At 44.9% G+C, this 16,809-nt stretch carries 19 protein-coding genes; 4 read left to right on the top strand and 15 right to left on the bottom strand.

What is annotated here, in order from left to right; translation table 11 throughout:
• Positions 1–144: 144 nt before the first annotated feature.
• From EWH91_RS04885 to EWH91_RS04855, 7 genes are all read right to left on the bottom strand, one after another.
• Positions 145–1,317, bottom strand: coding sequence for a D-alanyl-D-alanine carboxypeptidase family protein (locus EWH91_RS04885; protein ID WP_129928909.1), 1,173 nt, complete (start codon positions 1,315–1,317; stop codon positions 145–147).
• Between the two features lie 321 nt (positions 1,318–1,638).
• Positions 1,639–2,448, bottom strand: coding sequence for a purine-nucleoside phosphorylase (locus tag EWH91_RS04880; RefSeq protein WP_129928908.1), 810 nt, complete (start codon positions 2,446–2,448; stop codon positions 1,639–1,641).
• A gap of 24 nt (positions 2,449–2,472) precedes the next feature.
• On the bottom strand, positions 2,473–3,363 hold the full coding sequence (locus EWH91_RS04875; RefSeq protein ID WP_129928907.1) for a tyrosine-type recombinase/integrase: 891 nt from the start codon (positions 3,361–3,363) through the stop codon (positions 2,473–2,475).
• 4 nt (positions 3,364–3,367) lie between these two features.
• Entirely contained in the window at positions 3,368–3,622 is a 255-nt protein-coding gene (locus tag EWH91_RS04870; RefSeq protein ID WP_165364244.1) for a DUF4227 family protein, read from the bottom strand.
• 418 nt (positions 3,623–4,040) lie between these two features.
• Positions 4,041–4,541, bottom strand: coding sequence for a ferric iron uptake transcriptional regulator (gene fur / locus EWH91_RS04865; protein WP_129928905.1), 501 nt, complete (start codon positions 4,539–4,541; stop codon positions 4,041–4,043).
• 193 nt (positions 4,542–4,734) lie between these two features.
• Positions 4,735–5,379, bottom strand: a complete 645-nt coding sequence (gene spoIIM / locus EWH91_RS04860) for a stage II sporulation protein M (protein WP_129928904.1) — start codon at positions 5,377–5,379, stop codon at positions 4,735–4,737.
• A 112-nt stretch (positions 5,380–5,491) separates the two neighbouring features.
• Complete coding sequence (locus tag EWH91_RS04855) at positions 5,492–6,088, bottom strand: NUDIX hydrolase (protein WP_483315821.1); 597 nt, start codon at positions 6,086–6,088, stop codon at positions 5,492–5,494.
• A gap of 122 nt (positions 6,089–6,210) precedes the next feature.
• Here EWH91_RS04855 and EWH91_RS04850 point away from each other — a divergent pair, with 122 nt between their 5' ends.
• On the top strand, positions 6,211–7,470 hold the full coding sequence (locus EWH91_RS04850) for an MFS transporter (RefSeq protein WP_129928903.1): 1,260 nt from the start codon (positions 6,211–6,213) through the stop codon (positions 7,468–7,470).
• On the opposite strand, the gene EWH91_RS04845 is transcribed toward EWH91_RS04850, so the two are convergent.
• The gene (locus tag EWH91_RS04845; protein WP_129928902.1) at positions 7,411–8,052 is read right to left on the bottom strand and encodes a DNA-3-methyladenine glycosylase I; all 642 of its coding nucleotides are present in this window, start codon (positions 8,050–8,052) and stop codon (positions 7,411–7,413) included. The genes EWH91_RS04850 and EWH91_RS04845 overlap by 60 nt on opposite strands.
• 23 nt (positions 8,053–8,075) lie before the next feature.
• Positions 8,076–8,618 carry a cysteine hydrolase family protein gene (locus tag EWH91_RS04840; RefSeq protein ID WP_165364243.1) on the bottom strand — a complete coding sequence of 181 codons (543 nt, stop codon included), beginning with the start codon at positions 8,616–8,618 and terminating at the stop codon, positions 8,076–8,078.
• A 155-nt stretch (positions 8,619–8,773) separates the two neighbouring features.
• Here EWH91_RS04840 and EWH91_RS04835 point away from each other — a divergent pair, with 155 nt between their 5' ends.
• On the top strand, positions 8,774–9,088 hold the full coding sequence (locus EWH91_RS04835; RefSeq protein WP_129928900.1) for a thioredoxin family protein: 315 nt from the start codon (positions 8,774–8,776) through the stop codon (positions 9,086–9,088).
• Positions 9,089–9,205: 117 nt separating this feature from the next.
• On the opposite strand, the gene EWH91_RS04830 is transcribed toward EWH91_RS04835, so the two are convergent.
• Positions 9,206–10,144 (bottom strand): cation diffusion facilitator family transporter, encoded by a 939-nt coding sequence (locus tag EWH91_RS04830; protein WP_129928899.1) that lies wholly within the window; start codon positions 10,142–10,144, stop codon positions 9,206–9,208.
• A gap of 206 nt (positions 10,145–10,350) precedes the next feature.
• Between EWH91_RS04830 and gloA2 the strand changes: the two genes are divergently transcribed.
• A complete protein-coding gene (gene gloA2 / locus EWH91_RS04825) occupies positions 10,351–10,743 on the top strand; it encodes an SMU1112c/YaeR family gloxylase I-like metalloprotein (RefSeq protein ID WP_129928898.1) in 393 nt (130 codons plus the stop codon).
• A gap of 70 nt (positions 10,744–10,813) precedes the next feature.
• On the top strand, positions 10,814–11,518 hold the full coding sequence (gene deoD, locus EWH91_RS04820; RefSeq protein WP_129928897.1) for a purine-nucleoside phosphorylase: 705 nt from the start codon (positions 10,814–10,816) through the stop codon (positions 11,516–11,518).
• Positions 11,519–11,563: 45 nt separating this feature from the next.
• On the opposite strand, the gene EWH91_RS04815 is transcribed toward deoD, so the two are convergent.
• From EWH91_RS04815 to EWH91_RS04795, 5 genes are all read right to left on the bottom strand, one after another.
• Positions 11,564–12,016, bottom strand: a complete 453-nt coding sequence (locus EWH91_RS04815; RefSeq protein WP_129928896.1) for an NUDIX hydrolase — start codon at positions 12,014–12,016, stop codon at positions 11,564–11,566.
• A gap of 70 nt (positions 12,017–12,086) precedes the next feature.
• The gene (locus tag EWH91_RS04810) at positions 12,087–13,163 is read right to left on the bottom strand and encodes an AI-2E family transporter (protein ID WP_129928895.1); all 1,077 of its coding nucleotides are present in this window, start codon (positions 13,161–13,163) and stop codon (positions 12,087–12,089) included.
• A gap of 193 nt (positions 13,164–13,356) precedes the next feature.
• Positions 13,357–14,598 (bottom strand): dihydrolipoamide acetyltransferase family protein, encoded by a 1,242-nt coding sequence (locus tag EWH91_RS04805; protein ID WP_129928894.1) that lies wholly within the window; start codon positions 14,596–14,598, stop codon positions 13,357–13,359.
• Between the two features lie 95 nt (positions 14,599–14,693).
• On the bottom strand, positions 14,694–15,728 hold the full coding sequence (locus EWH91_RS04800) for an alpha-ketoacid dehydrogenase subunit beta (RefSeq protein WP_129928893.1): 1,035 nt from the start codon (positions 15,726–15,728) through the stop codon (positions 14,694–14,696).
• A gap of 29 nt (positions 15,729–15,757) precedes the next feature.
• Positions 15,758–16,753, bottom strand: a complete 996-nt coding sequence (locus EWH91_RS04795) for a thiamine pyrophosphate-dependent dehydrogenase E1 component subunit alpha (protein WP_129928892.1) — start codon at positions 16,751–16,753, stop codon at positions 15,758–15,760.
• Positions 16,754–16,809 lie beyond the last annotated feature (56 nt).

Here is a 16,809-nt window from a genome sequence, read left to right as displayed (position 1 = left end):
GATGATTTCCCCTCTCTCATTTCTGTACTGAAAAGACGTGATTCTATTTAAATACACTTTTCTATGCAGAATGTAGTGATTCCTTCACACTGACATAACTAGTGTCCATTCGGCAAAATACGGACTGATCAGCCATCCATTAAATCAGTGTGCCAGAATAGACCCGGCACTTCTCTTAAATAACTGCCACCATGAGGCGCGTTTGATATTTTCTTTAACAACGAGAGGTGTACGTGAGATCGTTTTTCCTTTACTGCTGATGGTGTAATACCCAATCACGGTCCCTGCTTTGATCGGTGCCTGCAGATCTTTCTTAATTTGTGTCTGCTTTTTAAAGCCTTTTATGGATTCGCCTTTTTTCAAGAGCAGGATCACCGGCCTGCCTGTTACAACATCAATCTTTCCCGGATTCCCTTTATTGACATGTGCAACTGCTACGGTGTTATTTTTTTCAAGCAATTTCTGCGTGCTGTACCGTGCAAAAGCCTGATCCATCAGGCCGGCAATTTCTTTATTTCTTTCTTTAGGTGAACCCGCACCCATGACAACGGCAATCACTCTCATGCCATTCCGCTTTGCCGTTGCCGTCAGACAATACTTTGCTTCATTGGTGTACCCGGTTTTCAATCCGTCTGCACCTGGATAGGTTTTAATGAGTTTATTGGTGTTCACCAGCCAGAACCTCTTGTCCGTGTCCTCCCTCAGGTAGTCCTCGTACTTCGAAGTGTATCCAAAGACCTGTTCATATTGTGCAAGTTCACGCGCCATAATCGCCATGTCCCGTGCCGTTGTAAAATGATTCCCGACAGGAAGCCCGGTGGTATTCTGGAACCTTGTATGTTTCAAGCCAAGCCTTTTCGCCTCCCGATTCATATGACGGACAAAAGCCTCTTCAGTGCCACTTACATGCTCAGCCATAGCTACCGATGCATCATTACCTGAGGCAATGGCAATCGCACGCAGCATTTCGTCTACGGTCATCGTTTCTCCGGGCTCCAGAAAGACTTGTGATCCGCCCATCGAGGCAGCATGTTCACTGACATTAACTTTTTCATTTAAAGAAATCTGGTGTTTACTGAGTGCTTTGAAAATCAGCAATAATGTCATGACCTTGGTCATACTTGCAGGCGGCAGTTCTTTATCCGCGTTTTTCTGATAAAGTACCCTGCCTGTTTCCTGCTCTATGACAATAGCCGATTTTGCCCCGCTCTTCTTTGTATCTACTTCCTTTGTATTTTCCGCTGAAACGGAAGACGCAGGAGCAACAGCAGAAAAAACGAGTACACTGCAAATAAGCCAGGCATAAAATTGCTTCATGAACCCTACCTCCTCGTAATCATCATTTGCATTCTTTCCAGTATCCACTGTTTTATACGGCTGAACGAAGATAAAAAAAGGACATATTTCTCCCTCAGAAGGTACAAGGCTTAAATCATTCTACCCTTTCAATCTTAAAACGGTAGAAAAGACAACAGCAGCAATTATTGCAAGGGCTTTCATTTAATATGAAGAGAAACGGGCCGACTTTTGGAGTTCACATCGACCGGCAGTTTTTTTCTTATTCTCTCTTTTTTCGTACAAAAAAAGGGCCGGGAACGAATAGATTTGTTCCCGGCCCTTCTGTCTCACAGAGAAAAGTCAGATATTTTTCACAACTGCCTGCACAAGTTGTATAAAGTGGTCTTTTACTTTATTCGCTGTTTCAATCACTTCGGCATGCGAAAGCGGCTGATCCAGAATACCACTTGCCATATTGGTAATGCATGAGATACCCAGAACCTGTAATCCCGCATGAGCGGCTTCAATAACTTCCGGGACGGTGGACATGCCCACCGCATCGGCCCCCATAACACGCATCATTCGAATTTCAGCAGGTGTTTCGTACTGCGGACCAGGCGTTGCCAGGTAGACCCCTTTTTTCACAGCCACATCAAGCTGATCTGCCTTTTCCTCAGCAAGTTCAATCAGTTTCCGGTCATAAGCGGACGACATATCGGGAAAACGCGGCCCTGATGTTTCATCATCAGGGCCAATTAATGGACTCCCGCCAAGCATATTAATATGATCCTGAATGAGCATCAGATCTCCAGGCGAAAAGCTTGTGTTAATCCCGCCGGCTGCGTTAGTCACAATCAGATAATGGATGCCCAGTGCTTTCATGACGTCTACCGGAAAAGCAACCTGTCTCAGGGAATAGCCCTCATAATGATGGTATCTGCCTTGCATGGCAACCACTTCTTTACCTTCAAGGGTTCCAACGACAAATCGTCCGACATGTCCTTTTACGGTGGGTTCGGGGAAATAGGGAAGTGCATGGTAAGGTATGTAATCGGCATCTTGAATTTCATCAGCAAGATCACCAAGGCCTGAACCGAGAATCAGACCAATTTTTGGCTCTTTTGATGTTCTTTTTCTCATTTGACTGACGACTTCCGTAATCTCCTGCATGTCTGTTCCTCCGATCATTTTTTATTATCTTCTGGGATGAAAGCGAACATAAACATCCCGTAAACGACTGTTGCTGCGCCTCGGATATCTGTTTAATGCCAGTGAATGCTCTCTTCCCATTATTTCATCTACAGAAGCCATATCCGCGCCGTTCTCCAGCATCCGTGCGGTTAGCGTATTTCTGAGCGTTTCCGGAGATAAGGTTGAACCAATACCTGTCAGAGAGCCATAATTTTTCAGAATTTTCCAGACTCCCTGTCTTGTCAGTCGATGATGACGGTTATTAAGAAAGAGCGGGGAATTTTCCAGCCTGTCCTCCTGCGCTTTACGGACATCGTTTAAATAAATATGCAGCGCGTGTTTTGCAGATTGCCCCAGCGGTATCACCCGCTCGTTCCCTCTGATCCCCTTACAGCGGACAAAACCAAGCTGCAGATTCAGATCGGACAGATTCAGATTGATCAGTTCAGATGCGCGAATTCCGGTGGCATAGAGTAATTCCAGCATGGCCTGGTCTCTTTTTCCTGAGCCAGTGTCTGAATCAGGGGCTGAAAGAAGCCGATCAACTTCCTCATCAGAAAGGATTTCCGGAGGTGTCCGCTCAACACCGGGCAGGACAATCGCATAGGCCGGATCTGTATCCGCCTTTTTATACCGGTACAAATAGCGATGCAGGCCTCGTACCGCAGATGCCTTGCGTGCCACCGTCGCCGAAGCACGATGTCTGTCACGAAGCCAGTAAAAATATTTCATCACTGATACTTCTGAAACATCAGCCCATGCTGAACAATGCACTTCCCGGGTCAAAAAATCAACATATTGTTTTAAATCCCGTTGATAGGCTGAAAGGGTATTATCTGTTAACCGACGTTCCTGTCGCAGGGCTTCCAGATATTCATTGGCTTCTTTCAGCAAGGGATCATTCCCCCTCTCTCAGAAAATAGAGTATACGATTGATGGGATCATCAGCATGAAATGTCGGTAAATACGCTACACTTTCTCCCGTCCGCCCGGCCGCAACATCTACAGCACCTGATCCAGGTTCATCATAACGATGCAAATGGTTCTGATATCGATCAATCCAGCTCATACCGAAATAGAAGACTGTTGTCAGCAGAATAAAGAGCAGAAACAGGCGGGACGCATCATAAATCAGCTTTAACCTTGTTCTCAATAGGATCCACTCCTCATTACATATCATGTATTTTAGATGCCCTGTAAATGATATGCGACGGGGACATGCATTCATACGTTGTGACAACCTGGGAGATACTGTCTAACTGATATTTTACCTGTTCTTTGTCTTTCGGAAAAGCCTGTAAATTAAAGAAAGACCTGCCGTTGTTGCAGGCGGCGCCAGAGTCTTTGCTTTTCTGAACATTTTTTTCGTAGCGGTATACCACCTTCTTAAAAGGAGTCTCTGCTATGTTCTAAAGAATGATTTTGATCTTCAGACTACTCCATGAGTACACCGGGAATGATTAAAAAGGCAGTAATGACCAAAAATGAAACGAAAAAAAAACGCCATCAGGCGTCATCACCAGGGCTATCCATCCCATGCCTGGAGGCACGTGATTTGCGCCCAATCAATATTAGACTTTTTCAGTTTCTTCTTCCAATACCTGTTCCCGAAGTTTTCGTTCTTCTTCTTCATGCCTTTCCTGGCAGCGATGACAGATACCATGGAAAGTCAGACGGTGATCTTTTACTTTAAAATGCCATTTGCGTTCCACGATATTTTCTACATCACCCAGAAGGTCCTCCTGAATCTCATCAACTGCCCCGCATTCAATGCAGACAAGATGATGATGAAAATGATTAGCTCCTTCTTTTCTCAGGTCATAGCGTGAAACGCCGTCACCAAAATTAATCTTGTCAACAACTTTCAATTCCGAAAGCAATTCAAGTGTCCGATAAACGGTTGCAAGCCCAATTTCCGGTGCCTTTTCTTTGACAAGCAGGTAAACATCTTCTGCACTCAGATGATCCTGTTCATTCTCAAGTAAAACACTCACTGTTGCTTCACGTTGAGGTGTCAGTTTATATTTCTGTGCATGCAGCTGCTTTTTAATCCGGTTCATCCTGGCTTTCATTCAGACACCTCCCGCAGGATATCATTTGTCATAACAAGCTATTTCTTATTTCAATGTTCTGTTCATTGAAAATTATACCCCCGCGCAGTAATGTTGTCAATGATAAGTATAATCATTTTTACCTTGTAATTATTTTATTTTAAATTCTCGATCTTCTGTTATTTAAATGTGGATCCCCTGTATGATCTATTCGTCAGGAAACAAACAGACCAATCAGTGTTGGTGAGATATAGGCTTCATATCCACTCGCAATGACCGTAAAACAGGCGCAGATCAATAAGATCAGTGCATAAGATATGAACTGGGGGAGGAGCGGCTCCCTGCGGGTTCGCATGAGCAGTTGCCTGATCATCTTCAGGGAACAGACAACAGCAACAACGGAAAGAAATAAATCCACAGGAATCATCAGCAGATTCTGCGGAAAGACGCTGACGGCAGCAGCCATAAAGCCTTGTAAACCCATCTGACCGACCAGGAAGCCAACGGTGAACCCAAGAACCATACCCTTTATGAAAATGAGAATAAAAATAATCGGTAATCCGATAACTGATAATCCGAGCACCCAGATCAATCCTGAATACTGCAGATCATTTAGCAGGCTTTCACGGAATAACACATGCGAATCAGCAATTTGCCCCTTTGCCAGTTCACCAAAGAACTGCTCCAGATAATTAAACAAATCATTTCTCGATTCAAATGGGAGACTGTTGACGATTATGGATCCAAAAACAATACCCATAAGAAACAGTGCGATTACAAATGTATAAAGCGATAAATAATTTCTGATGTGTCCCGTTACGATGTCTCTGATTCTGATCCCCGCTATTTCCCCGAGCATCGGACCGCCCCCTGTCATCATCCTCTGAGATTAAATCTATTAATTAATCTATGAACTTCAAAGGAAGTTATGACAGAATCCGGCTTTCAATCAGATGTGTATGATAGGATATTTATTTCAATTTTCTCCCCTGCAGTGCAAGAAGACGCAGATATTGAACCGCATAGACAGACTTGGCATCCGCGATCTGATGCTCTACAACCATTCTTTCTGCTTCTTCCAGACTGACCGCACAGACCTCAAGAAATTCATCATCATCCAGATGCTGTCTCCCTGGGGTCAGAGTGTCTGTAAAATAGATATGAAGCAGCTCATCAGAAAAACCGGGGGACGAATAAAAAGACGCTACTTTCTCGAGCTGCGTGCACTGATAACCGGTCTCTTCTTCAAGTTCCCGGTGTGCTGAATGATCAGGATTTTCTCCAGGCTCGAGCTTCCCGGCCGGAATTTCATAAATGATCCCGTCAAGAGGATAGCGATACTGCCGGACCAGCAGAAGTTTCCCCTGATCATTTACAGCAATGATCGCGACTGCTCCCGGATGTTTCACGACTTCCCTTGTTGCACTTCGACCATCAGGTAGTGCCACCGTGTCCAAAAACAAGTGGACAATTTCCCCCCTGAATAGTTCTTTTGAGTCTGTCTTCTGTTCCGTCAGTCGGTCTGACATATGATCACAGCTTTCTTTTTTCTCCATTTTATCATACATCATACTTTCTCTTCCGGTCCGTTATCATAATAAAGTTCGCAATTCCGATGACGAATGGAAGAAAAACGTTTATAGTTTATTCATGTATCGTAAATTTGTCACTTTCAAAGTGGGTTGATCAAATGACAGAATCCCAAATCAATCGTACAAAAAGAAAATATCCTCAGTTTCTTGAGCCTGTTTTTGTTTCGCGGGCTTTCCGTGCGTTATGGATTGGCAATACCTTATCCGTTTTAGGCTCTTCGATAACAAGTATCGTTCTCCCTGTCCTTGTTTATTCACTCAGTCAGTCAACGGTTACCATGGGTTTAATCATGACGGCGTATATGTTGCCGAATGTGATCATCCTGCCCTTTGCCGGCCTGATTGTTGATCGTATGAATCGTGCGCGGCTCATGCAGACAGCAGACTTCATCAGATGTCTGCTTGCCTTTACAACTATGGGACTGGGGCTCGCCGGGCAGCTGACGATTCATCTTCTGACCTTCATTGCGGTGATTTTTGGATTGATGGACGGTCTTTTCCAGCCTGCTTTCTCCGCCATGCGGGCCACTGTGTTTGTACCGGAAATACGCAATTCTGCAAACGCCCTGAACCAGCTGAGCGTTCAGGGCATGCGTCTTCTGGGGCCTGCAGTTGGCGGATTCATTATCGGTATGCTTTCAGCCCCGGTTGGATTTGGAATTGATGGAATCACCTTTCTCATTTCGTTCATCTGTCTTCTTTTCTTAACCCGTGAAGGCAGAATGTATAAACACGTTCGGCCTGAAAAAAAGGTTTCATTTTTCCGCGAATGCTTTGCAGGGATTGATGTCATAAGAAAACAAACATGGCTTTGGGTAACCATTATCGCATTTAGTCTGATTAATATTTTCACAACCGGTGTGATTGCTATTCTGATCCCCTGGCTGATCAACATTCATGAAAAATATCCTCCATATGTATATGGTATCGTCATGTCAGGAGAAGCAATCGGAGCTGCCATCGCAGCATTCATTTTCGGCATGAGGAAAACATGGAGATTTCGCGGCTTCATCGCTTACGCCGGTGTTGGCCTTTCCGGATTCTGCCTGCTTCTGATGCCTGTCGCCAGCTCAGAAGTGCTGTTGATTGTTTTGATGATTGTTGAAGGCTTCGGAATGATGACTTTCGGGCTCATCTGGGAAACCAGTCTTCAAGAACAGGTTGCTCCTGAAGCATTTGGGCGGGTCGCAAGTCTGGATATGCTGGGTTCCTTCGCACTTCTTCCGGCGGGGTTCCTGTTTACCGGCTGGTTTGCAGATATAGTCGGAGGGATTGCCGCAATCATGATCCTGGGTCTTTCAGTTGTGATCGCTGTTTTTCTCATCCTGTTTGTACCGGGAATCCGTAAGTTTGACTGAGTGATTATCCAACCGATTCTGGTCCCGAATCTGAGCATAGCAAAAACACGTTGTTTCGTGATCATTAACCATGCCGACGGCCTGCATAAACGCATAACAGATCGTCTCTCCGACAAAGCTGAAGCCGCATTTTTTTAAATTTCTGCTCATCATGCGTGACTCAACGCTCGAAGAAGGTATCTCAGAGGCAGAATGATAGCAGTGTGTGATCGGCTGTCCACCAACTATGCGCCATAAGTAGGTGCTGAAAGACTGTTCCTTCTCTAATTCCAGAAAAGACCGGGCGTTTTGAATGATCGACCTGATCTTCCTGCGATTACGGATGATCCCGCTGTTCTGCATCAGCGCGCCGACCTGATCTTCAGTAAACTCTGAAATGATTTCCGGATCAAAACCGGCAAAGGCTCTTCTGTATGCTTCTCTCCGCTTTAAAATGGTAATCCAGCTCAGACCTGCCTGCATGCCTTCGAGACATAACATTTCAAATAATTTTTTTGAATCATAAACCGGTCTTCCCCATTCACGGTCGTGATAGTCGATATAGACAGGATCATCTGTATGCCAGTCACATCTATGAGGCATGGTCTCACTCCTTCAATCCGCTATTATTCAACAATCTCAGTTTTAAATATGGCCTGCATGTGTTTCAGAAAAAGTTCATGCTGACCTGTAAAAGTTGCCATCCCTTTGCTGTGTGCAACGGTTCGGTACCCGCGTGAATACGCACCGTAACACGTCAGAAAATCACATATATCCGTGCACACACCTGTCAAATGCACGGTGTCTACATGCAGCGAGCGAAGAATCTGATCCAGGTTTGTGCCGATAAATGCGTCATATTCCGGCTTCGGAACGAAAATGACGCCCGCATCCTCTTTATGAGCAGAATACCAGCGACCCAGTCCCCCGTACAGCTCAGCGCCATGTGTTCCCTTGATATTGTGCGGCGGCCACAGTTTGAAATGCGGATCGTTTTCTTCATGGGCATCCATACAGAAAATGACTGGTTTATCTTTATCATGGAATTGTTGCGCCAGTGAGACAATATAGGGAACAATCTCCTGTGCCGGCTTACCGGCTGTCAGGCCACCGTCATCTGCCACAAAATCATTACTCATATCAACAATCAGCAGGGCTTCTTTTGTCATAAACATTTCCTCCATTTCTATTTTTTATTTATATCCACTTTAACACGTGACCCGCGAAATAAGAAGTAAGGTGATGCCAGGCGGTAAAGATTGCGAAAGCGATACATCCTGTTAAAATAATAAAGAAGGAATCACAACGAGGGGATGTCTCTGTCATGAAAGCTATTGAAACGAAAGAGGAATTTAATAAAGTAATTAGCAGCCCGGATACCGTCATCATTAAATTTGAAACAACATGGTGCCCGGATTGTAAACGACTGAACACCTATGTGGATGATCTCGTGAAAGAGAACAGCTTTAAGTGGTACTCTGCAGACCGAGATAAATTTCCGGATTTAGGCGAGAAATATCAGGTCCTTGGTGTACCCAGCCTGCTTGCCTTTAAAAACGGTGAAAAAAAGGCCCATCTCCGGGCTGATGACAAATCTCCGGACGAAATCAGGGATTATCTGAAAGCCGTTCAGCCATAATCATGAAGAAGCGACCGAATGACGGCCGCTTTCTTTGTATACTTTTAAATCTATATCTATTAAAAATTTTTTGGACAAATCATTCAGCGTGTGACCGGCCGGTTGGCAGGTTTTACTTCATGCGTTCTTCTTCTGATGAGCGCAATCGGAAAAGCACGTTTCAAATGTTGTTCCTTCAATCTGCACCGTTGAATGCATCAGATGGTAGTCACTGAGTATGTGCTGTACATCGTTCAGGATGCGGTCTCGATCTGTCCGGTCTGCAACAATCAGGTGGCAGCTGAGAGATAAAAAGCCTGAAGTAATCGTCCAGATATGCATGTCGTGCAGACTGATCACCCCTTCAACTCCGCAAATCCTGTTTCTGATTTCTTCAAGATCAAGATTGTCCGGCTTACCTTCCATCAGAATATTAATCGAATCTCTCAGGACCTGCCACCCGCTTCTGATAATGACGGCTGAGACAATAAGACTCGCTAACGGATCGGCAAACTCCCACCCGAACAGGTAAATAAGAACAGCAGCAACAATGGCACCGGCTGAACCGAGCAGGTCGCCAAGAACATGAACGAACGCACTGCGCACGTTCAGATTTTCTTTATTCTCTCCTCCTGACAGTATCCAGGCAACGAAAATGTTGACGATTAACCCGATGAAGGCGATGACCAGCATGCTTCCGCTATGAATCGGTGCCGGATGGGAAAACCGCTGGAAGGCTTCATAAATGATCCATACAGAAAGGACGAGTAACAGGACACCATTAAAAAGAGCAGCCAGAATTTCAAATCGTCTATATCCAAAAGTTTTTGTCTGATTGGCAGGAATCTTTGAACCTACCATCAGTGCAGTAAAACTCAGTCCCAGTGATATTGAATCACTCAGCATATGGCCTGCGTCCGATAATAAAGCCAGACTGTTACTGAGCAGACCGCCGACAGCTTCAACAATCATAAATCCGGTGATCAGTAGAAAACCGGCCAGTAATGCAGTCTGATTTGATGTTTGATGATGATGATGTGGACCTTGCGTACCCCTCTGTTCCGGTCTGTTATCCATAATCCATTCCACCTTTAACTTGAAACCCTGTATACCCTTTCTTCCTATAATATGGTTCGCAAGTGTTTAAAAGTCAAGGGGGGGGACTGGCCTGAAATTCAGCTTTTTTCCGATATATCTTAAATGGAAACCCCAATTGACGGCTCACTCTCACTTGACTCATAATCAAATGGAAGATCATTTCTATTATTCAGGAGGCCATAGCCATGTCCCTTTTGCGATTTCATCACTGCGCGATCATCTGTTCCAATTACCGGAAGTCTAAACATTTCTATACAAAAGTTCTGGGCTTCCGCGTACTTCAGGAAACATATCGCAAAGAAAGGAAATCCTATAAACTGGATCTGCAATTGGAAAACAATGAAAGCAGCCGGATTGAACTCTTCTCCTTTCCTGATCCACCTGCCAGGCTGACCCGGCCTGAGGCGTGTGGTTTACGTCATCTGGCCTTTGCCGTGAACAGTGTCCGGAAAACGGTTCAGGAGCTGAACATGAAGGGGGTGGTTTGTGAACCTGTCCGAATAGATGAACTGACCGGTAAACCGTTTACTTTTTTCAGAGATCCTGATGACCTTCCTCTTGAATTGTATGAATGCTGATAACGATCATCACACAGGTCGCCGGTCGTGCTAAAATAAAAAAGGTTACATAAACACAAGGGGGATAACTATGAGTATTCATATCGAGGCAAAGCCAGGTGAAATCGCCGACAGTATTTTGCTGCCCGGTGATCCGCTCCGTGCGAAATATATCGCCGACACATATCTTGAAAATCCCGTTCAGTATAATCAGGTCAGAGGTATGCTGGGGTTTACGGGGACCTACAAAGGGAAGCGTATTTCTGTTCAGGGAACAGGGATGGGTATTCCCTCAATATCTATTTATGTGAACGAACTGATTCGGGATTATGGCGTCAGGAACCTGATTCGTGTCGGGACATGCGGCGGGATACAGAAGGATATTCATGTTCGGGATGTAATTTTAGCTATGTCTGCAACAACGGATTCAGCAATCAATCATACCGTGTTCCCGAATATGGATTTTGCTCCTACAGCCAACTTTGAACTGCTAAACACGGCTTATCACTTGGGAAAAGAAATGGGAGTTAATCTCCGAGCCGGTAATATTCTTTCTGCAGATGTGTTCTATCGTGACACGATGGATATCATGAAAAAACTGGCTGATTATGGCGTTCTTGCCGTAGAAATGGAAACCACAGCACTTTACACTTTAGCTGCAAAATATGGTGCACGGGCCTTAACGATTCTGACGGTCAGTGATCACATATTCACTGGTGAAGATACAACTGCCGCAGAAAGGCAGACAACCTTCAATGATATGATCAGAATTGCTCTTGAAACAGCCATAAAATAATTGACGTGGAGATTAAAAAGAGGGTCGGAAAAACCGGTCCTTTTTTTAATCTCCTGTTAAGATTTCATTCAGAATTTTTCTGTGGTTCTTTAACATTTTCTCTGGTAAATCATCCGGATTCATAAAAGCAAATGAAACAGATTCTGCCGGATCCATGATGAGTTCACCCTTGTAATCATTTGTCTGATAAGCGATGGTTACAGGATAAAACTGATCACCGTTCTCTGCAATGGCATACATATTTGCACCAGAAAAGACACCAGCAAGCTTCAGCCGATCAATTGTCAGACCAGTCTCTTCCCTGACTTCACGCATCGCCGTTTCTTCTGAAGATTCACCAGGCTCCATTAAGCCACCGGGCAGTCCCCACGTATTTTCCGGATAGCGGCGTTTCTGCAGCAGAATGTGTCCCTTTGAATTACTGATCACGGCAACTGCTCCGACAAGAATCAGTGGCCGGTGACCGACCATCGAGCGTATTTCTTCTATATATCCCATTTTCTTCTACACCCACCTGTTTCAGACCCTTTGGATGATACCGGAACATAAGAGATTTCCATTCACTGTTTCATCTTTTTCTCAACTGTATTAATTTATAGACTCTGGTGACGATCACTTTGCATACAGCATAGAACGGTATCGCAAGAATCATACCAATGATCCCGGCGAGGTTACCTGCGACAAGCAGCAGACAAATAATGGTCAGCGGATGTACATCAAGTTTCCTTCCCATCACCATAGGTGAAATGACATTTCCTTCAATCTGCTGGACGACGATAACTCCGGCAATGACATAGATAGCAAGAACCGGCTCCTGAATGAATGCAACGATGGCAGCGGGAACCGTTGCAATAAACGATCCGATAAATGGAATCAGATTTGTAAAAAGAATGATAAGTGCAAGAACCAGAGAATAGTTCAGGCCGATGATCAGATACCAGATGTAAATTAAAATAAAATCAAACATCAGGACGATCATCTGTCCTTGAATGTATCCGCTCAGTGCTTCATCCATATCCCTGAGGATTTCCTTTGCTTTACCCCTGTGTTCTTTGGGAATGAGCGTTAAGACGCTGGCGGACAGCCTGTCGCCGTCTTTAAGCAGATAAAATAAGATAAAGGGGACAGTAGCAATAATCAGTATCGTACCGGTTACCGACTGAATAATATTCAGGATATTATTTCCAATTGAACTGGCTATTGAAGTCAGCGAATTTGAAAATCTGTTCGTGATATCGACATACGAAATTTCGTTCAAATTGAGTCGGTCAAACAATTCACTGTACTGAAATTTATTCATTTGATTGCCAAGCTGCTGAACGAGACCAGGCATGCCCGTGATCAGGGAAAGAAACTGATTATAAAGAATAGGGCCGACCCAGATGATTAGCATGGTAATCAGACTGAGCACGATCAGATAGATGATAAGTATGGCGATCATTTTCGGGATCTTCAGACGAACGAGCCCCTTTACCAGTGGCCTTAACAGATAGTAAAGAAGACCTGAAATAATAAGCGGAGCTGCAAGAGACGTAAACAAAACGCCTATGGGTTGTAAAATAAACGTCAGCTTCGATCCGACCATTAAGATGACCAGAATCAGCAACAGCCAGACAAAGAATCTGAAATATCTCGAATTCGGCATACATGTTCCCCTTATCGTTATGATTGATTTCGAATGTCATAACCTAATCTCTAAGATTATTTAGCAAGTCCTGCCAATATTGTAACCTATTTTCCGGTCTTTTATCCATCAATCCGTGCACATACATGTAAAAAAAACAGCTTCCCATGTAACGGAAGCTGGCCTGAGGCTGATATTTTTTTACTTTACAGAATCATAGAACCAGTTTAAGAGGTGCCTCGAGATTTTTCTTCACAGCAGACAGGAATTCAGCGGCCTGTGCGCCGTCTATAGCCCGATGATCAAAAGTAAGGCTTAGAGGTAATACGCTTCGTCTCTGCAATGCGTCTCCAATATATACGGGCTGATCACTGATCGTTCCGACACCTAATATCCCGATTTCAGGAGGATTGAGAACCGGCGTAAAGAATCCGATACCATACGTTCCGAGTGAAGTCACCGTAAAGGTGGATCCGCTAAGCTGGAGACGATCCATCTCGCCCCCACGTGCAGCTTTACTTGCTCTTCTTATTTCTCTTGAAATGACACTGATTGATTTCTTATCTGCATCTTTTATGACAGGAACAACAAGTCCCTCATCTAAGGCTACAGCAACACCAAGATTAACGCTGTCATAAGTTGTGATGGTATTTCCTTCATAAAGACTGTTCATCTTTTTATAATCCAGTAAAGCCTGAATAGCCGCTTTTGCAATGAAGTCAGTAATGGTCAATCGTACCTCATCATTAATCTGGTAAGCTTCCCTTGCTTCTTTCTGGAATGCAATTAAATCAGTTACATCGGCAGTAGATTGAAGGGTCAGCTGGGCTGTCTTCTGCAAGCTGTCATACATACGCTGTGCAATCACTTTTCTCATGCCGGTTACTTTTCGTGAGGTGCCTGCAGCTTCCGACTTTACTGCTGGTTTTACTTCACTTGCAGGCGCTGCACTTGCAGGTTTATTGACCTTGTTTTTAATCGCTCCGGCCACATCAGCTTTAGTGATTCTTCCCATCGGACCGGTGCCTGTTACGGTATTCAGATCAATGTTTTCCGTTTTTGCCAGTTTCCGTGCAGCCGGTGAAACCCTCAGTCTGGGCTGCTCAGGGACGGCAACCGGTTTTTCAGATGCCGCAGCAGGAGAGACTCCAGAAACCGGAGAAGCGGGTTCCGTTTCCGCAATAACGGCACTCTGCTCCTGTGTCGCAACCGTTTCTCCATTCTGGCCAATATAACCAAGGGGCTGACCTATAGGGACGACGGCATCTTCTCCTGCTTCAATATCAATGAGAAAGCCGTCAGCCGGTGCCTCTATATCCTTCTCTATTTTATCTGAACTGATTGAAACAACGGATTCTCCCTTTTTTACAGGATCGCCCTTATGCTTCAGCCATTCTACAACTGTTCCTTCATCCATTCCCATTCCCATTTTTGGCATAATTATCTCAGTAGCCATTGATGCCACTCCTTTCCAGTATAAGGAAAAGGCGGGCTGGTCGGCCACCAACAAAGTCAGCCGGCGCCCGTCCTTCAAAGAAAGCTGTCACCTTTTCACGCAGTTGTGAATACTTTGTCCCCAACCATCTCTCTGAATGCTTTGATAATTTTTTCAGGCGAAGGCAAATATAGCTTTTCAAGTGGTGGAGAGAAGGGCACAGGGCTGTGTGGTGCGGTCACGCGCTTGATCGGAGCATCAAGATAGTCAAATGCTTTGTCTCCCACAATTGCTGCAATATCTGTCGCTGCGCTGCATCGCGGATATGCCTCATCCACAATAATCAGGCGCCCGGTTTTCATGACAGATTGAAGGATCGTCTCCTCATCAAGCGGGGACAGGGTCCTTGGATCGATGACTTCAGTTTCAAACCCTTCCTTTGCGAGCTGGTCAGCTGCATCCAAAGCAGTATAGACCTGTTTCCCTATAGCAACGATTGTAAGATCCTTACCTGGGCGTTTAATTTCTGCCTTCCCAAGAGGAATGGTGAAGAACCCTTCTTCAACCTGCCCCTTCTTTGCGTACAGGGTTTTATCTTCAAAAACGATCACCGGATCATCATCGAAAATGGCACTCAGAAGCAGCCCTTTTACATCATTTGGACTGCTTGGTACGGCGACTTTCAGTCCGGGAATGTGTGTAAAAAGCGCGTACAGGCTCTGGGAATGTTGCGCTGCAGCATTGAACCCCGCACCATCTATCGTACGAATTGTAAGTGGTACCCTGGCTTTTCCGCCAAACATATAATGGAATTTTGCAGCCTGATTCATAACTTCATCCAGACAGCTTCCAATGAAATCGTTGAACATTAATTCCGAGATCGGGCGAAGTCCTGTGACAGCAGCTGAAACAGCTGCGCCCATATATCCAGCCTCAGCAATAGGTGTGTCGAGGACTCTGTTACGGCCGAATTCTTCAACAATTCCTTTTGATACACCGAAAACGCCACCCCAGGCACCTTCATCCTGTAAATGATCAACCTCTGCACCGCCGGCAACGTCTTCACCCATCAAGACAACGTTTTCATCTTTTCGCATGGCAAGACGTATGGCATCATTGATCGCATCTGAATAACTCATTTTAACAGTCACAATGCTCACCTCCATATATTTTCCGAAAATCAATAGGAAACGTATACATCCGTCGTTAATTGCGAGGCGTCCGGGAATGGACTACTCTCAGCGAATTTAACGGCATGGTCGATTTCTGCTTTAACTTCCGCACCGATGTCCTTAATTTCTTTTTCACTCAGCAGCTTCGATGATTTGGCATGCTCTTCAAATATACGGATCGGATCATCCTCATTTAGTGCACGTTCCTGTACTTCTTTGTTCTTATACGTCTGAGTATCTCCTTCGAAATGTCCGTAGTCGCGATAAGTCAGGCATTCAAGAATCGTTGGCCCCTTACCGCTTCTGGCACGTTCGACCGCTTTTCCGGCAGCTTTATAGACGGCCTGTACATCACGGCCGTCAACTGTTTCTCCGGCAATTTTATATACTTTGGCGAAATCGGAAACACGATCACAGGCAGAGGCATAATCAAAGGTTGATGCCTCACCAAAACCGTTGTTTTCATTGACAAAAATGACCGGGAGTTTCCAGATAGCCGCTATATTGATTGCTTCATGGAACGTACCATGATTGCTCGCACCGTCTCCGAAGAAGCAGACAGCGACATTGTCCGTTTTTTTCACTTTTGCAGTAAGTCCGGCACCAATTGAAAGCGGCAACCCGGCACCGACTATACCATTCGCACCAAGCATGCCTTTTGACACATCTGCAATATGCATCGACCCGCCTTTGCCTTTACAAAGCCCCGTTGACCTGCCGAATATTTCAGCCATCATGCCATCAAGATCACAGCCTTTTGCGATACAGTGTCCGTGCCCGCGGTGGGTACTTGTGATACTGTCACTGTCTGTCAAATGAGCGCAAACACCGACAGCTACAGCTTCCTCACCTGCATAAAGATGCACAAATCCCGGAATTTCGCCCTTTTCAAAAATACCATGTACGGTATTTTCAAACTGACGGATTTCCTGCATTTTTTTGTAAACCCATTTCGCTTTTTCAACGGTCATGTCTTTTGCGGATGCCTTTGTACCTGCTTGCATTCTGACTCCTCCCGTCATATTGTTGCTTATTGCTTCATATCAGGCATAGTTGCCCG

The organism is Sporolactobacillus sp. THM19-2 (assembly GCF_004153195.1).
Lineage (GTDB): Bacteria > Bacillota > Bacilli > Bacillales > Sporolactobacillaceae > Sporolactobacillus.
This window is presented reverse-complemented; position numbering and strand designations above follow the sequence as displayed.

What these genes read in the sequence shown, in the direction of transcription:
- EWH91_RS04880 (WP_129928908.1), bottom strand. Translation starts at nt 2,448, where the DNA reads ATGCAGGAGATTACGGAAGTCGTCAGTCAAATGAGAAAAAGAACATCA.
- EWH91_RS04810 (WP_129928895.1), bottom strand. Translation starts at nt 13,163, where the DNA reads ATGCCGAATTCGAGATATTTCAGATTCTTTGTCTGGCTGTTGCTGATT.
- spoIIM (WP_129928904.1), bottom strand. Translation starts at nt 5,379, where the DNA reads ATGCTCGGGGAAATAGCGGGGATCAGAATCAGAGACATCGTAACGGGA.
- EWH91_RS04835 (WP_129928900.1), top strand. Translation starts at nt 8,774, where the DNA reads ATGAAAGCTATTGAAACGAAAGAGGAATTTAATAAAGTAATTAGCAGC.
- EWH91_RS04815 (WP_129928896.1), bottom strand. Translation starts at nt 12,016, where the DNA reads ATGGGATATATAGAAGAAATACGCTCGATGGTCGGTCACCGGCCACTG.
- EWH91_RS04850 (WP_129928903.1), top strand. Translation starts at nt 6,211, where the DNA reads ATGACAGAATCCCAAATCAATCGTACAAAAAGAAAATATCCTCAGTTT.
- EWH91_RS04845 (WP_129928902.1), bottom strand. Translation starts at nt 8,052, where the DNA reads ATGCCTCATAGATGTGACTGGCATACAGATGATCCTGTCTATATCGAC.
- EWH91_RS04795 (WP_129928892.1), bottom strand. Translation starts at nt 16,753, where the DNA reads ATGCAAGCAGGTACAAAGGCATCCGCAAAAGACATGACCGTTGAAAAA.
- EWH91_RS04885 (WP_129928909.1), bottom strand. Translation starts at nt 1,317, where the DNA reads ATGAAGCAATTTTATGCCTGGCTTATTTGCAGTGTACTCGTTTTTTCT.
- deoD (WP_129928897.1), top strand. Translation starts at nt 10,814, where the DNA reads ATGAGTATTCATATCGAGGCAAAGCCAGGTGAAATCGCCGACAGTATT.
- EWH91_RS04830 (WP_129928899.1), bottom strand. Translation starts at nt 10,144, where the DNA reads ATGGATAACAGACCGGAACAGAGGGGTACGCAAGGTCCACATCATCAT.
- EWH91_RS04840 (WP_165364243.1), bottom strand. Translation starts at nt 8,618, where the DNA reads ATGACAAAAGAAGCCCTGCTGATTGTTGATATGAGTAATGATTTTGTG.
- gloA2 (WP_129928898.1), top strand. Translation starts at nt 10,351, where the DNA reads ATGTCCCTTTTGCGATTTCATCACTGCGCGATCATCTGTTCCAATTAC.
- fur (WP_129928905.1), bottom strand. Translation starts at nt 4,541, where the DNA reads ATGAAAGCCAGGATGAACCGGATTAAAAAGCAGCTGCATGCACAGAAA.
- EWH91_RS04805 (WP_129928894.1), bottom strand. Translation starts at nt 14,598, where the DNA reads ATGGCTACTGAGATAATTATGCCAAAAATGGGAATGGGAATGGATGAA.
- EWH91_RS04855 (WP_483315821.1), bottom strand. Translation starts at nt 6,088, where the DNA reads ATGTATGATAAAATGGAGAAAAAAGAAAGCTGTGATCATATGTCAGAC.